This is a genomic window from Legionella bozemanae (assembly GCF_001648595.1).
GTDB lineage: Bacteria > Pseudomonadota > Gammaproteobacteria > Legionellales > Legionellaceae > Legionella > Legionella bozemanae.
On the sequence record NZ_LBAW01000013.1, the window covers coordinates 59,028 to 75,828 of the forward strand.

Genomic DNA, 16,801 nt, shown 5'->3' on the forward strand with positions numbered 1-16,801 from the left:
ACACAATGTGAGAAAACGGCAGAATGATTTCTAAATTTTTTATTGAACGGCCTATATTGGCCAATGTTATTGCGCTCCTCATCGTATTGCTGGGGGCGGTCGCTATAATTGTACTACCCGTTTCTCAATATCCTTCTATTGTTCCCCCAACCATTCAGGTGACCACTACATATCCTGGTGCCGATGCGAAAACACTCATCAAAACCGTAGCGCTACCCATTGAACAGCAAGTGAACGGGGTGGAAAACATGCTGTACATGCAATCTACCAGTACGAATAATGGTACCTATACATTGATTGTTACTTTTGCTATTGGAACGGATCTTAATTTTGCGCAAGTACTGGTCCAAAATCGCGTGCAAGCTGCAATGGCGCAGTTGCCTGATTCAGTGCAAAAACAAGGGGTGCTGGTACAGCAAAAATCTACAGCGATTCTGCAATTTATTACGTTAACGTCCAAAAATAATGAATATGATGGGTTGTTTCTTGATAATTATGCGGCAATTAATATGCAAGATGAATTATCGCGTTTACCTGGGGTAGGTAACGTAATTATTTTTGGAACTGGTACTTATGCGATGCGTGTTTGGCTGGATCCTAAAAAAATGTTGGCTTATTCCCTTAATCCAAGTGATGTTCTGCAAGCCATTAGTAATCAAAACCAAGAAGTTTCTTCTGGACAAATTGGCGCACCGCCAACTGCGGGGAAACAAGCATATCAATTTACGGTAAATGTACCGGGACAACTTGCTGACGTAGATCAATTCGAAAACATTATTGTGAAAACAATAGCGCAAAACCCCAATCAAAGTGCTAAAGAAACCAGTACGACACAAAGTGCGCAAATTGTCCGTATTCGTGATGTAGGTCGTGTGGAGTTAGGCTCTAACAGTTACAACCAGCTTGCGAGACTGAATAATAAACAGGCAGCGGCTATTGGTATTTACCAACTTCCTAATGCCAATGCCTTGCAAGTTGCTACCGAGGTACGTAAAGCAGTTGCGAAAATGGCAAAAAAATTTCCTCCAGGTATGGAATATTCAATTCCTTTTGACACCACCGTTTTCGTAAAAGCTTCTGTGAACGAGGTATATCACACTTTGTATGAGGCGGGTATTCTGGTTTTGATTGTTATTCTCCTTTTCTTACAAAACTATCGTGCTACCTTGGTACCCACTACTACAGTACCAGTGACCATTATTGGTGCGTTCTTTGCGATGCTTTTATTAGGTTATTCCATTAACTTGTTAACTTTATTTGCACTTGTTTTAGCAATTGGTATTGTGGTTGATGACGCGATTGTGATTGTTGAGGGTGTAACCCAACATATTGAACGAGGCACTCCACCCAAACAATCGTCAATTAATGCTATGGCCGAATTAATGGGTCCTATTATTGGGATTACGCTTGTGTTAATGGCGGTATTCGTTCCTGCAGGTTTTATGCCGGGCTTAACCGGTGCTATGTATGCTCAGTTTGCGTTAGTTATTGCGGCAACTGCATTTATTAGTGCCATCAATGCGATGACTTTGAAGCCTACCCAATGTGCCTTGTGGCTCAAGCCCGTTGACCCGCAGAAAAAGAAAAATATCATTTTTCGTTTATTTGATAAGTATTACTATCCTATAGAAAATTTCTATCTTCGCTTCATCGATAGGCTTGTTCATAAAAATAAAACAGTATGCATCATTGGTATTGCCCTAGTCATTTTAGCGATTTTAGGTTTAACACGTATCCCCACGGGGTTTATCCCACTTGAAGATCAGGGATATGCGATGATGAACGTGCAATTGCCCGATGGTTCCAGTTTAGGCCGCACGGAGGCTGTTTTACACGATTTAAGCGCGCAAGTATCTAAACTTGGTGGCGTAGAAAATGTGATCAGTATTACTGGGATCTCGCTTTTGGATAGCAATGCAAGCCTTGCCAATGGTGGTGTTCTTTACGTGATATTTAAAGATTGGGACGTGCGGGGTAAAAAAGAAGATTTGCTGGCGATGTACAAACAACTGAACGCGATCGCAGAAAAAACCTTAGGCGCTAAAATATTGGTTATGATCCCCCCGCCAATTCAAGGCTTAGGTATGTCTGGTGGCTTCCAAATGCAACTTGAGTTGCAAGACGGCTCATTTGATTATCAAAAATTGCAAACGGCTACAGATCAGTTGATTCGTTATGCCAGCCAGCAGCCTGAGTTGCAACGCCTGATGACTTCGTTTCGCGCTTCAGTGCCGCAGCTTGCTGCCCCAATTAATCGAGTCAAAGCAGAAGCTTTGGGCGTTTCTGTAGGCGATGCATCAAACACGTTACAGACCTATCTTGGCTCATCTTATGTGAATCTTTTTTCAAAATTCGGGCAAGTATTTCAGGTTTATGTGCAGGCAGACGCAGAGGCACGCAAGACGGTTGGTGATGTCCGTAATTATTATGTAAGAAACAAATCGGGGGAAATGGTGCCTCTGGGAACACTGACTGATATGTCGTCTACCGTAGGGCCTTCCATTATTTCGCTTTATAATTTATACCCTTCCAGCAATATTTATGGTTCGGCCGCGCCAGGTTACAGCTCAGGCCAAGCCATGGCAGTGATGGAGCGGCTCGCAAAAGAAGTTTTGCCTGCAGGTATCTCTTATGAATGGACCAGCACCGCCTATCAGGAGAAAATTGCGGGAAACATGAGTTATTATATTTTTATCCTGTCCCTCATTTTAGTGTATCTGATTTTGGCAGGTCAATATGAAAACTGGATCGCTCCTGCCGCGATTTTGTTAAGCGTGCCTTTAGCTTTAATTGGAACGGTATTGGTTTTATCGGCCCTAGGCCTTTCCAATAATATGTATACCCAGATCGGGATTTTGCTGCTTATTGCGTTGGCAGCGAAGAACGCTATTTTGATTGTTGAGGTGGCGCGAGAACAACACGAACTGCATAACAAATCCATCATGGAGGCTGCAGTAATTGGTGCTAAAACACGTTTTCGTCCTATTTTAATGACTTCGTTCGCTTTTATCCTGGGAGTTATGCCTTTAGTATTCGCCAGTGGTGCGGGCGCTAATGCACGACGCTCGATTGGGATTGCTGTATGCAGTGGAATGCTGGCTTCAACATGCCTTGCCGTGGTATTCGTTCCTGCATTTTTTGTAATGTTGCAAACTTGGCATGAAAAAAGAAAGACAAAAAAACATGCCAAACAGCAAAATTTTGGTAAAGAGGCTGAGTTTTAACCAAATATCCAAACCTTAAGCGTCTTATTTTAAATCGTAGCCTGGGTGCAGCGCAGCGGAACCCGGGATTTTACTATTCCAGTTAACTCCAGACTACCTGACTTGCAGCACCTTTTTGAATTTATATCACGTAAGGCTAAGGTAATATTTACGTGCTAAAATATAATCATAAAGCCTAAGTAGGAGCCGATGCATGGCACTCTCAAAAATTCTTAAAGATCTTATCGCTGTAGGTGAAGGACATTATCAAGAAGAATTTGGAAAACTAAGAGATGATGTCAAAATTGCAATTTATCAGAAATTACTCTTTAAAGCAGGCGAAACACCCGAGGGAAGTGACGCACGAAAAGCCTTGAAAAGTATAGATGATGGTTTCGAAGGATTAGATCCGGAAGTACGAAAAGGCATAGAAATCGAACGCAAAAGGTATGCTACAGCCAAAGCCAATGCCATTTATCAAGATTACCTATATCAAAAAGTTTTAGAAAAAGTAACCAAAGGTAAAGATCCCGTAGAACTACAAAATGGCTTGATGTTTGAGCCGCAAGGACGTTTAGTTTACGAGCTAACACTAACAATAGAAGAACAAGAAGAAGTTCTTAAGAAGATAGAAGGTTCTTTAAGTATAGAAAGTATTGAGGGAAGACATCCTATAGATATCAAACAGGGGCTTAAGCAAGTCCTTGGTGGTCGTACACCTACTGATACTACTTTATGTTCTATTGATTTAAGCGGCCCCCGTCTCCCTGAAAAAGGCGCTGAAGTATACAAGAAACTACAGGAAGAGTATAAAAAAATATATGGGGGACAGAGGGTTCTTCGTCATCAAAGAGCGAGTATTGTTGCCTCTTTTGAAGAAACTTATGCTCATATGTGTTTAATGGCAGGAACCTTTGAAAGGCGCTCCATAACCTATGGTGATAAGAATACAATTAGTAAAAAGGATTGGCAAGACATTCGCCATAAAGCAGCCTTGAAGCTCCAGGATGAAGTGGCCAAAGTTTATAAAAAAGCTGTAAAAAATGCCACTGATTCAAATGGTAAGGTTGATGTAGATAAACTTAATAAAAATTTAGCCAAAGAAAGAGTCAGATTGGCTCAATCCGCAAAAAAGATACTCATAGAAGGAGTCGTTGCGCATTTAAAAGAACACGCATTGTTATCTTTAGTATTTAATGAAGAAGGAAAGTTAATTTCAGGAAAATTAACGAAAAAAGAACAAAAGGACCTACTTCAGAAACGTCAGGATTTAGTATTTGATGAAGAAGGAAAGTTAATTTCAGGAGAATTAACAAAAGAAGAACAAGAGGATCTACTTCAGAAACGTCGGGGTTTAGTATTTAATGATAAAGGAGTGTTAACTTCAGGAGAGTTAACAAAAGAAGAACAAGAGGATCTGTTTAAGAAGCGTAGAGAATATGTTTTAGAGTACACGCAAAAACTAAGCAGTAGTTTGAATAAGCACAAATTTACTGCGCAGACGGCTACAGGATTCGATTATTTTTACACGTCTAATTACCTGCAACAGGGAATGTTAATAACCGGAACCCAACATACAGCGCATGAGAAACCTTCATTTATTCCAGGGCAAGTAGTAGAAGATCAAGCTGCTTTTAGGAGAGTTACCTATACTTATCGAGATGAAAAGGGTGCTTTACATCCTACGACCGCTGTGAGTGCGCGTATACCCTCACCAGCACTGGTTTTTCATCCCTCGATGAGTGCTCAGGATATTAAAGATGATCTTGTAAAAAAATTCGGTTTTCTCCACGAGCAAATGCGTGCCATGCGTGGAGGAAAAAACGGTCCTGTGGTAGAGAATTTATTCACTTCGTTTCATTCAGAAGCATTTGAGACTATAGGAGATAATAATAACAAACAAAGAGCCAGTGCGCTCTATATGATCCAGGCCATGCATGATTTTAACACCCCATGGAGCATACGGGTGAAAAAACTCGAAAAACAACTCGAGAAACTTGTTGAGGAAAAACCTGCAGTACTACTCGAGGAGCAACTCGATATGTCTCCAGAGGAAAAGCTTACAGCGTTCAAAACGCAACTCGATCAGCTTGAAGAGAAAAGACTTCTAACAGAAGAAGAAGAGCAATATAAGAAAAAACTTGATAAGCTAGGAGTAGAATTAGAAAATGCAAGAGAACAAGCGTTAATACAAGCTCAAGAACGACTACCAAAAAATAATTTCTTATACGTACAAAATATTGGTACCAACCGCCACACTCGGGATTTAGGTTATCGAGATGATAGAAGCATGGTTACTGGCTCTGTGGAACTGGACGATATTACTTTAAGTGCCGAAATGGCCATGCTGCACACTCTGCAAGAAAATAGTGCTTATTTAAGTCAAGAAGTAAAGGATAAAATCACTAATATCAATGCTCAAGTACTTGAGCATTATCATACTTTTTTAAACGAGGAACAGAGGCCAACATATTTCGCTGAGTCAGAAGCAGGTAAGAATTTAATTAAGGAGATCAGAGCATTTAAAAAAGGATTAGAAAGCGACTTATCGCAAGAGGATGTTGACGATTTACCTTTACTGGCTTCCAATGCTCTTGTAAGAATGATTGCCACCAACCAGCATTGGGATGTGCGCTATGGTCAACTGAGTCAAGCGCTTAGTATGTACATCGAATGGGCATCAACTGGTGGCTGTAAAAGTGGAAATGAGCGCAATCAGGATGTCATGTTACGTTTTGCTTTATTGAAAAGTATTCATGAGCGTGTAGAGCATGCTGGAAATACGGATGGATTGCAAGATCATGAACGAGCCATTTACGAGCAATTAAAAGCTTATGCTAAAGGACAAACAGCCGATCCCGATGACTTACGCGCTGCTATAGCAGTGTCAGTAAGCAAATGTAATTTACACGGTGGTGCGGCAGCAATTTCTCGAGAAGACCAAGGTGGCGCTGCGAAAGTAAGCAGCTTTTCATTCGTACAAGATATAAAAAATCCTTTCTTGCGTTGGACTGCGCGAATTGGTCTTGGAGTGTTTGCTCTAGCAACTGCACCCTTATTACTGATTCCTGCAGTTAGAAAATTCTATATCTCTCAATTAATTGATACTAATAATGCTGCAGATAGAGAAATGAACCTTGATGCTACCGGTGCAAGTAAAACCCAAGCACATAAAGGCCAAGATAAACGAACTCGTGAGGTAATTTTAGAGGTATTAAAGGAAGACGAATTCTTTAATAAGAAGAAAGGTGGGACAGAATTAACGAGCGAGGAAAAGGCTGGGTTTAAAAAAACCAAGGGATCTCATGAAAGATATGAGCTGAGCGTTAAGAAGAAAGGAGTGGAAGAGGGGCTTAATCCGCTTAATGGTAGCCCTCAGCTTATGGTAAAAACCTTTGGCGTTACAGAGGTGCCAAAACCGAAAGTGGAGGCGGCACAACAGCTTCGGTCATCAGATGAGCCTAGGATAGATGATTCCAACGACCGCCAGTTGGATTCATCAGTGGTTACAGAGTATACGAAGACTATCTAAGGACATTGACTGTCTTCTTTATGCGGTTTCCAGTTTTTGTATCGTCCTGGGGAGTGCACTGCTATTAAGTTAAGCGCCATCGTTCTTCTGCCTACGCTCCGCGGCTTGTTCCTGCGCATAAAGTGCGGTACGTAGAACGTTAGGTATATTTCATTTAAAAACATAAAGTGACATTCAAATTTCGCATGGATCGCCCAGGGCTTGTTCGCGGAGTCTGGTGAGAGTGCTCAGTTTCTGGAGCCCTAAATACGTTGCAGGGGTAGACTGAAGATTAATGGCCAGTGAGCTCTGGGTGATGGGAGTTGTTACCCAAAACATTAGATCGCTGATTCTTCTAAGTAAAAAATTCACGTTCAAAACTACAAAGACTTCTGATTTTTTCTTTTATTTCTTCAGATAATTCCGTCATAGACAGTGTACTCAGGGCCGCACTTTGATAGAAACGCTTAATCTCTGGATTTTTTATCGAATCCAAATGCAATGCGATGGTTTGGACATCGCCTCTTGCTAATGGTCCTGTGAGTGATTCTGCAATACAGGCTGTTTGTTTTAAGTTATTTAGATTCCCTTGCATTAAATTGACCATCATCCGGCGAGTTTGTTGTGTATCGATACCCGCTTTAAGAAATAATTCTTCACTACAGGATGCCAGGGTAATTAAGTAATTCGAAGCCATGCATGCTGCAGCATGATATGCTGTTTTTGCCTCGGGTTTAATGGTAATGAGATGAGCGCCTAATTGATTGAACGAGCTTTTTAACCACGCGCATACTTCAGCATCACCCTCCAAAACACAATCAACTTGATAAAATGCAGTGGGCTCCAGGTAATTTGCTTTAAATGCTTTTAAAGGATGAAAACTCGCGACCAAGCAGCCTTGTTTTTTTAATGGAGCAAATACAGCAGAACTCAATACCCCACTGCAGTGAATAACAAAATTGCCTGGCTTTAAGACATTACTATGTGCAAGTAGTTCTACTGCATTGTGAATGGCATCATCATTACAGCATATCCAGCTTACTTCCGCTTCGGGCAAGAGCGCAATTTTGTCAATTACTTGACCGAAGCCAATTTCCTGGCTCGCCTTTTGTGCGCTTTCCAAACTGCGATTGCAAATGGAAAAGGCTGAGATGAGCTGAGCTTTAAATAAGGCCAAAGCGATATTTTTACCTAACCGGCCTGCGCCTATAATGTTGCAGTTCATATTTATTTTCTTGCCTCAATAGATTGTTGGTGAGTTATCCGCATAATGATAACTTAGTAAAGGTATTAAAAATGCAATTTTAGCAAAAAACCATCACCATCTCGATGAATTATTGGTTATAATACTTTCAATTTGTCATATTGAGAATGAATTATGCCTTATTTGCTGAAGGGAAATGCAGAACAAATTTTCCATGCTTTTGGACTGGGGTGGGTCGTTGCAGAACAAAAAGATGACACAAATATAATTGGGGATTTTCCATCTGTTAATTTTCTGGGCACCATACAGCAAGCAATAAGACATTTTAGTATCTGGCGCAAACATGCTCTGGGGAAATATTATCTGCGTGGTAATATGACTGCAGGAAATTTGTCCTATTTATTGGGGAGTGAGCCACTCAAAAAAGAAGAGGAAGAGTCTGCGGTTTACCATGCGCATTTAGGTTGCCAGGATTTTGCCTACATTAATGACGTAGGAGAAAACTGCAGCATTATGGTGATGTATCGAAAGGATGACCCAAAACAGTGGGTAATCGGTTTAATGAAAAATGGCCATGCAGAACCAAAAGACAGAGAGATAGTCTGTGTATCAAGTTTTGATTTAACCCCCTTTATTAAATCACCTGATTTTGGGGTGAGCGTTTCCTCTGTGTCATCTATAGAACCTTTATTGCAGCAGATTGGTTCCGCTATTCCGGGCTTTTTATTACACAATGCAGTCCAGGGGAATAACGAGATTAACTTACGTTTTCAGCGTATTGCGCTATTGATACGAAAACTCCAAATAGAGCAAGAAACGGCACCTCTTCGCGACCCTATTTCTTTTGCTGAACTTAATTTATCCGCATTATTTGCAGAAAATCCGGCACTGGATTTGCTTTTTCAATACAAAATACCGGATGAGCTTCCTTTATCTGTTTCTCTGTTGAAGGAGCTTTTATCTGAATCCAGTCCATTACGTAAAGAAATTCGGGGAATTCAATTCACTGATGATGAACGTATTAATAAAAGTCTATTAAAAATCATCATTGTATTTTACGAAAAAGGTATTCTTGATGAACAAAACCGGAAGCTGCTTACTCATCTTGAATTGATTAGAAAATTTAGCGGCTATATGAAAGATGAGACACAAATTAAGTTACTTCCCTTTTTAATTCAACAATCCTATCCACATGATTTAATGCAACTTATTTTATCTGAGGAAGCTTATTACCGTGCTATAGACAGTTTAGTTGAGTTAGAGCCAGCACTAACAGAAGATGTTCCTAAATTTTTTAAAGAATCTGAATTTAAAAAGCGTGAAGAATTAAAATTTATTTTTTCTTTGCCTGATGAAGACTGCAGGCGACTTTGTTTGATTTTTTGGGTTAAAGGCTCTCTCTCTGAAGATGGTTATCAACAAATCGTTGCTGCAACAAAGGAATATCCATTGTTGGCTTCCAGTTTGGTGGCTTTGGACCAAACAAAAACCATTAGTATTGAAAATCTAGAAAAGCTTGCTTTAAATCCCCACCAACATTTACAAAAATCAATTGCTCATCATTTTGCTAAAGAATTTCAAGGGCTTCATGATGTAACATCGAGATTACGCAAGTTAACGCTTGATGAGTTAAAAGCCGCAAGCACTGCATTACTCCTATTAAAAAAATCAGGTATTACCGCTCCTCTTGAAACATATCACTTAGTACTAGAGAAGAATAATAAAGGACAAGCCTTACGCCTGCTTTTACCTCCATTAGCAAATGAGGTAGGTAAAATACGAACGTTATTGATGGAAGTTCTTTATAGTGGCGTAGTGCACGGGATACAGACTCAAGGCAATAAAGTCCTTGCGATAAAAGATCCAGTAGAATTAGCTTTAGCTAAAAGATTGCGCGAGCGTTTTATTTGTGTCAGACAAATGCAAGACTTAAAGCTCAGAAAAGACCTGATCGAATTGGCGGCACAAGAAGAGAGTGAAGAAGCTGAGCGGTTTCGGCAAGTTATTTTGCGAGTTGAGGCTCAATGCAAAAAAATCCATGAGCGTTTATCTGGAGCTACATCATTCAGTGAAATGCACATAAAATGGAAGGGTGCAGAAGAAGCTTATAGAAAAACATTATACACCATTTCTTATGACGCACTTATGAATCCTTATGCCGATGTGCGTCCCACATTAAAGAATGCTGAAAAAGAAATTCTTAAAATTGTCGATCCTGAAATTGAGTCCGATTTATATCGATTTTTATACAATGCCTTAGTGGTTATTGCTAATATAATTAGCTGCATCCTTTTCCTTGGCGGGGCAAATGGATATAAATACTACAAGACTGGTAATTTCTGGTTTTTTAACCAGACTCGTTCAGGAGAGGAGATACGCGAACTGAATAAGGACGTGCTTGAGCTTATCGATCTAGAGCACTCCGATGACAATGAACTGTGCTTCTCCTTAGCATGGTGTCAAATGAGTTAAATCAACGAAGCCCAAGAAAACTGCAGCCTTGGCCCGGAACAACTCTCCCTCCGGGCCAGGCATTCTTATTCAATCAGGCATGCAATTTGCATGGTGAATTGTCATTAAAAAAAGCAGACTGACATGATCTGAGGGATTATTTTTTTAGTAATACACTAAGCATTTGAATTTTAACTGTTTAGTTTCCTTGTTATCTGTTTGAAAATTATTCTTGAACTTATTGAATATTTCTGCCTAATATGAACTATTCTAAAAGGACGACTGGGATTTAATGGATTAAAAAATATGGGAATTCCAAAAAAGGCACTCACAAATAGTAAACTCACTTATGTAGAAAAAATTGCGGATAGCTCTCATGAAACATGGAAGGTTTCCTTTGAGGAAGATGGGGTTATTAAGAAGGCTTTTTTTAAAAAATTAGAGCCTAAAAATCACTATCCTGAGTTATTAGCCAAAATCAGTGTAGCAACTTCATCATTCAAAAGGTTATTTCAAGGAAAAAGATCCGCTGAAGAGCGTTTGGTATTCGGGGAATACGATCTCGAATTAATGCCAGATGATACGAAAAATATAAAAAGTGGCACCCTTTATGTTAAGTTAGAGCAAAACTTTCTCGAATACCTTGTTAAAACTCCAGATGGCTTAAAAAAGGACACCATTGCGATAAAGGATATACCAAACTTTAACCCTCAACTGCCTTTAACTATAGAGCAGCTTCAAAAGATAAAGAGTAGTATCCTGGAAATTACCTCAAAAAGGGGGGACACCCAAGAAAAAGTAATCGGTACATTATCTATTGGTGTTGAAGATTTTAAACCTTTTCATTATGCGAGTCAGGGCATTCCTATTAACAGTACTTTAAAGGAACAAGTTGCGCCCAGTGTTAAAACCCTTGTCGAAAAAAATATCATGGAACTTTTGCTTGGCAGATGGTTCCTTGATGATGATGATGCGCATCCTCATAATCTCAGCCTGGCAGGGGATATTGATTTTGATATGTTCTTCTATTGGTTCACTATTCATATGAAAGTGCCAAGAAAAGTAATTGGCATACCGAAAGAGCATGTTACTTTAACGGTTCGTGATTATGAGGCTTTTCCGAATGTTCAGCAATCAATGCCTTATCATTGGCCTCCTTATGAACATCCGGGACAAGAGACTATTCCACTAATTATGCCTGGAGTACAAGAGCAAGCGCTTAAATTGTTACCTAAAGCTTATGCAGATCCAGGGGAATTCGCGCGGCTGGCTCAGAATTCACTGGCGCAAGAACAAAAGCTTGCAGCGGCTTTAAAAGCACTATTAACCTTCCAGCCTGAACTACAACGTCAACGCTTAACAGAGCTTTTTGGTGATCTGCCTTTAAATTACACTTCTTTAGAAGAAACAGATCCCAGCTTACGGGCAAAATATGAAGAGCTGTATCCCCGCTTTTGCAATGAAAAGACGGACAAAAAATCATTTGTTGATTTTATGATGGATTTATATCAAGAACACTATGATAACTTATATCGAGTGGTAGTCTTTTACATGGGGTGTATGGACAATGGTTATGGATTACCGCTGCCGCCTACTTACTTAGCTCTTTACCAAAAACCTTCTTTTTATCGCAAGATACAAGACTGGGTCAAAAAAGAAAATGAAACAACTTATGCTAAAGAAGAAGATCTAAAGTACAAACCTGATGAATTACAAAAACGATATCATCAGGTTTGGCGTGATGCATTTGCACCAATAATAAAAGAGTTGATCCACAGTTCCTATAGACTAACAAACACAATACTTAAGGAGGCCACCAATCCTCCATATGTGCAAATTTCCGAACTGGAAAGCAAAAAAGCCACAGATGATAGTTTAACCAGTGCCTGGGAGTTATTTGGAAATCTTCCTGTGCTTTCTGCTGAAACAATTCGAGCAAAGCTTAGTGTCGATAAAGACAGTAAATTGCGTGATGCATCATTATTTTTGATTGCCTTTGTTAATGAGTTTCGTGAAATCACAAAGACCTATTATGAAAAAAAACGCCAGGATCTTACTGAAGAAGACAATCTTGAGTTTTCAAATAAACTGAGTTTACTCCATCAAACATATAACCTAAAAATTCGGCAGGCCCTGGCGAATACAACAACCCATGCTGCTGAATTTAATAGTATTGCATCAAGTCTTAAGCTCATAGCAGAACAGGTCAATTTCCAATTGCATTTGACTACTACAGACGAACTTATGGAAGAAGCATTACTGGCCGTGAAACGAGAAGTACTGCCTTTTACACATGAAGATGTGAAACAACAATATTATGATTCATTGTTTGTTTGGGCAAAAAGTCTCAAACCCGAGGAGTTGGAGCGTTATATAAATGAAATTATAGATAAAAAATATGCACCAGTAGTGACTTCGTTTTCATTCCGCCAAAGGGCTGAACCGGTGAAGGCCTATTTAAAAGTAAGCGCAAATGAAAGTGGTGATAATCGTTTGGCTTATATTTTAAGCTCAGGAACTCAGCAAGATGGAGCATTGAATACTTTACTTGTACAGGGTCTTACTCCTCTAATGTTGCAAAAGCATCCTATACCAAGTGTTGATCTTGCGATCAGAGATAAAAGTTTTGAAAAGGGAATCAATGATTTTACTCGCGATGTGGTGTTTTTTGCCAAGAAAGATAAACGATTTACTCATCCTTATAGTGATGGGGGCATCGCCATGTTGTATCGGACGATTTATGATTGGGTAGATTCCCTCACTGATAAATCATTTAAAAGCTTAATCTCTTCTTCCTTAGCAAAATATGAATCGAAAACATGGGGAAGTCTTTTGGGAGCCTCCAGACGATCAGAGGTAGAAGGTTATTTAGAGGGGAATTGTAATGCGAAAGTACTGGCTATGATCTTTATGAATGGAGGTGAGTCCTCAACATTGAATGAGTGTTTGTTTGTTAAAATAGTGGAAGCAATTAAAAAAGAAGTGAATAAGTATCCGGTAATGTTGGAAGAGCCAAAATATAAGTTAATTGCTCAGTTAAATTTGGAAGAACATACAACTAAAGCGCATTGTCTTAATAACATGAGATACCATTACGAAACGATTTCTGCTTCGCATCGACAATTACAAATTACCTCCAGTTATACTTGTTAAGAAACAATTTAAATTTACCACTATACTTCAAGTGATCACGACTCTGTTTGTGGCCGCTGGAAGTATAGGTTATGATTCCCTTTTTTTAGAATGCTGTGAGCGTTTCACATGTCTTTTGATTTAATAAAAACATTGCCCCAATATCTGATTCCTCAGCACGGATTTACCACTCTTGCCGGTTGTTTGGCTGAAGTGAAAAATGTCAACGTAAAAAATTACATCATTCAACGATTTATAAGGAAATATCACGTTAATATGAGTGAAGCTTTAATCGAAGACCACACTGCATATGCATGTTTTAATGATTTTTTTATTCGTCAATTAAAACCAGAGTGCAGGCCATTGGCCGATGCGGATATTATTTCACCTGTAGATGGTTGTGTTAGTGAAATAGGATCTATAAAGCAAGGTCAATTAATTCAAGCAAAAGGCCGTTATTATTCCGTGGCTGAGCTTTTAGCGGGTAATAACAATGTGGCTGCTCCATTTATTAATGGGCATTTTGCTACTTTGTATTTATCACCTAAAGATTACCATCGTGTGCATATGCCTATGGATGCCAAAATTACCTCGATGACCTATATTCCAGGCGCTTTATTTTCAGTTCAACCTTCAACGGTGCGAATTGTGCCAAAATTATTTGCGCGTAATGAACGACTGGTTATTTTTTGTTCTACCGAATCGGGTCCCATGGTAATGGTGATGGTTGGAGCAACCATAGTTGGAGCGATAGGAACCAGTTGGCATGGGGATATCAAACGGAGTAAGACTCGTGTTGATTTTGAATACAATCAAGAGCAAGAACAAAAGATGGCTCAGGGTGATGAAATGGGATACTTTAAATTGGGATCAACCGTAGTTTTGCTGTTTGCAAGTGATATGCAAGTACACTGGAATCCTGCTTTAAAAACAGGAAGTGCAATCCGCTTAGGTGAGGCACTCGGTGAAATTAAATAGCGCGACATGCAGTTGTTGTGTCGTTGTGTAGCCTGGGTGCAGCGCAGCGGAAGCCAGGTTTTTGAATTAAATGAGCCTCTCGATCCCGGGTTCCGCTGCGCTGCACCCAGGCTACATGCTTATCTCAAAACTTATGTTAATGCAAATAGAGTTCCCAATTTTTTATCCATGGCATTTTGATAAACAACAGAGGCAACACTTAAATCCTGTATTGACAGCCCTACTGATTTGAAAACAGTGATCTTGTTTTTGAGGTCTGCATTTTTATGCATTAACCAATCACCTATTTCAATAATATCCTCTTGTTGTAACTGCTTTTCCTGCACAGCGCTGATAATTTCACCTGCTTCGGCCATAACAGCGCTTAATTGATCAACAATTACTACAGCATGTTTTAGTACATCATTGCTGATTTCTTTCATATTGGCAGTGTGTGAGCCTATGGCATTAATATGAACATGCGGTCCTATATCATGCATGGAGATTAATGGCTCAGCACTTCCGGTTGCGGTGCAGATGATATCCGCATCTTTAACTGCTAAAGAAATGCTGTCATATACGTTGATGGCATATTGGTCTGCGAACTGAGCCGCAAATTGTTCTGCATTCTTAATATTTCTTGACCATACCGATACCTGCTTTATGTCACGTACGTTTGCTACAGCTTGGAGTTGTGTTTCTGCTTGCACTCCCGAGCCAATGATTGCAACATGAGTTGCGTCATCTGCTGCAAAATATTGAGTGGCTAATCCAGAAACTGCCCCGGTTCTTAATGCAGTCAAATAACCTGCATCCATGAGCGCCTTGGGCTCACCAGTACTGGCATCAAGTAACATGATAAAACCAGTGATAGAGGGTTTGTTGAGCGCACTATTTTTAGGAAAAATAGAAACGACCTTCAAACCTAAAGCCTTATCTTGAGCAAGATATGCTGGCATGGTCAACGTAAGCGCATCTTCCTCATCAATAGCAATTCCTGTTCTTAAAGGTAATTTAACTTGTTGTTTTGCTAATTGAATAAATGCGTTTTCCATCGCCTTAATTGCTTGACTCATGGTGATGCTTTGTTTGACTTCGTCTAAGGACAATAAGCGAAGACTCATAATGATTTAACCTCCAAACTCTTTAGTTAAAGCAGATAATAAAGTTGGGTATTTGAAGTTAAATTGATATTCTGACAATCGTTGAGGTGCAACGGTTTGTCCTGACAATAATAACTCCTCACCCATTTGACCAAATAAAAGTTGTATAATCCATGCCGGCATCCATAAAAAAGCAGGTTTTTTTAATACCTGAGCAAATGTTTTAGTAAATGTTTTTTGCGACACAGACTCCGGTGCTACTAGATTCACTGGGCCTGTAATTTCTGGGTGCGCTAGCAAAAACATGATTGCTTCCACATGATCGGTACTATCAATCCATGCTAAAGGTTGTTCTCCAGAACCAATTACCGCCCCCATTCCATAGCGGGTAGGCAATTCCAGTTTTTTTAACATTCCTCCGCCCCGCTTTAGAACCACGCCAAAACGCATGAGAGTAACAGGCATACCCATAGCAAAGCCTTTTTTTGCAGTATCTTCCCATTGAGTAACCAGTTGGTTTGCAAAACTGGTTTCAGGAGAGTCGATGGGTGGGGTTGTTTCGGTAAATGTAATATGGTCTTGTGCCAGTTTTTTCTGCAAACCATAAATGCCAACGGCACTTGCGTTATATAAGTGAGGTTTTTTAGTGTCGGCTTTTATACCCCAAAGAACTAATTGGTTGGTTGTTTCAATTCGACTTGAAAGTAGCGTTTCTTTTGTTTTAGCACTCCACCGATGATCGGCAATATTTTCACCAGCCAAATTAATAATTACATCAAATTCATTTGGGTCTAATGTATTTAGCTTATCCCAAGTGGTTCCATGAACTGTACTTGAAAATGTACGCTTAATTTTTTCCTCATCTCGCCCTATGACATAAATTTCGTGTCCAGACTGAAGTAACTCTGGCACTAAAGTTTGACCAACTAACCCTGTGCCACCACTAACGATAATTTTCATGAGATCTCCCTATAGAATGGGCCTAATAGGATCTGTTTTACATTTCTACTCTCTTGGTCTAAATAGCCTGATTTTTTGCGCTCCGATGCACACATACTCCGTGTATGCTATGCTTCGGTACTCAAAAATCAGACTATTTTGACTCAAACTAGCGAAAAAATGTAAACAGATCCTAATAATACCTGAAGTGAATTAATTTTAATCTACCTATGTAAAAACAGCTTACACAAAAATGACTTGTGTGATTTGTTTTAGAAAAACATAACATTTATGTCTATCC

General features: G+C 39.6%; 8 protein-coding genes. 5 read left to right on the plus strand and 3 right to left on the minus strand.

Annotation, left to right across the window (positions count from 1 at the left end; all coding sequences use genetic code 11):
- Window positions 1–23: 23 nt before the first annotated feature.
- Window positions 24–3,224: an efflux RND transporter permease subunit gene (locus tag A8O27_RS10900; protein WP_058459604.1), complete on the plus strand. Its 3,201-nt coding sequence runs from the start codon at window positions 24–26 to the stop codon at window positions 3,222–3,224.
- A gap of 193 nt (window positions 3,225–3,417) precedes the next feature.
- Window positions 3,418–6,735 (plus strand): hypothetical protein, encoded by a 3,318-nt coding sequence (locus A8O27_RS10905; RefSeq protein WP_058459605.1) that lies wholly within the window; start codon window positions 3,418–3,420, stop codon window positions 6,733–6,735.
- A 334-nt stretch (window positions 6,736–7,069) separates the two neighbouring features.
- Here A8O27_RS10905 and A8O27_RS10910 read toward each other — a convergent pair whose 3' ends face one another.
- A complete protein-coding gene (locus A8O27_RS10910; RefSeq protein WP_058459606.1) occupies window positions 7,070–7,939 on the minus strand; it encodes a Rossmann-like and DUF2520 domain-containing protein in 870 nt (289 codons plus the stop codon).
- Window positions 7,940–8,092: 153 nt separating this feature from the next.
- Here A8O27_RS10910 and A8O27_RS10915 point away from each other — a divergent pair, with 153 nt between their 5' ends.
- The 3 genes from A8O27_RS10915 (at window position 8,093) to asd (ending at window position 14,479) form a co-directional block, all read left to right on the plus strand.
- The gene (locus A8O27_RS10915) at window positions 8,093–10,390 is read left to right on the plus strand and encodes a hypothetical protein (RefSeq protein WP_058459607.1); all 2,298 of its coding nucleotides are present in this window, start codon (window positions 8,093–8,095) and stop codon (window positions 10,388–10,390) included.
- Between the two features lie 285 nt (window positions 10,391–10,675).
- A complete protein-coding gene (locus A8O27_RS10920; protein WP_058459608.1) occupies window positions 10,676–13,522 on the plus strand; it encodes a hypothetical protein in 2,847 nt (948 codons plus the stop codon).
- Between the two features lie 108 nt (window positions 13,523–13,630).
- A complete protein-coding gene (gene asd / locus A8O27_RS10925; protein ID WP_058459609.1) occupies window positions 13,631–14,479 on the plus strand; it encodes an archaetidylserine decarboxylase in 849 nt (282 codons plus the stop codon).
- A gap of 131 nt (window positions 14,480–14,610) precedes the next feature.
- Here asd and A8O27_RS10930 read toward each other — a convergent pair whose 3' ends face one another.
- Both A8O27_RS10930 and A8O27_RS10935 read right to left on the minus strand, forming a co-directional pair.
- Window positions 14,611–15,582 (minus strand): ornithine cyclodeaminase family protein, encoded by a 972-nt coding sequence (locus A8O27_RS10930; RefSeq protein ID WP_058459610.1) that lies wholly within the window; start codon window positions 15,580–15,582, stop codon window positions 14,611–14,613.
- A 6-nt stretch (window positions 15,583–15,588) separates the two neighbouring features.
- Complete coding sequence (locus A8O27_RS10935) at window positions 15,589–16,521, minus strand: TIGR01777 family oxidoreductase (protein ID WP_058459611.1); 933 nt, start codon at window positions 16,519–16,521, stop codon at window positions 15,589–15,591.
- Window positions 16,522–16,801 lie beyond the last annotated feature (280 nt).

Bases quoted from the DNA above. Each gene is read 5' to 3' on its own strand.
- A8O27_RS10910 (WP_058459606.1), bottom strand. From the start codon at position 7,939: ATGAACTGCAACATTATAGGCGCAGGCCGGTTAGGTAAAAATATCGCT.
- asd (WP_058459609.1), top strand. From the start codon at position 13,631: ATGTCTTTTGATTTAATAAAAACATTGCCCCAATATCTGATTCCTCAG.
- A8O27_RS10915 (WP_058459607.1), top strand. From the start codon at position 8,093: ATGCCTTATTTGCTGAAGGGAAATGCAGAACAAATTTTCCATGCTTTT.
- A8O27_RS10900 (WP_058459604.1), top strand. From the start codon at position 24: ATGATTTCTAAATTTTTTATTGAACGGCCTATATTGGCCAATGTTATT.
- A8O27_RS10905 (WP_058459605.1), top strand. From the start codon at position 3,418: ATGGCACTCTCAAAAATTCTTAAAGATCTTATCGCTGTAGGTGAAGGA.
- A8O27_RS10935 (WP_058459611.1), bottom strand. From the start codon at position 16,521: ATGAAAATTATCGTTAGTGGTGGCACAGGGTTAGTTGGTCAAACTTTA.
- A8O27_RS10930 (WP_058459610.1), bottom strand. From the start codon at position 15,582: ATGAGTCTTCGCTTATTGTCCTTAGACGAAGTCAAACAAAGCATCACC.
- A8O27_RS10920 (WP_058459608.1), top strand. From the start codon at position 10,676: ATGGGAATTCCAAAAAAGGCACTCACAAATAGTAAACTCACTTATGTA.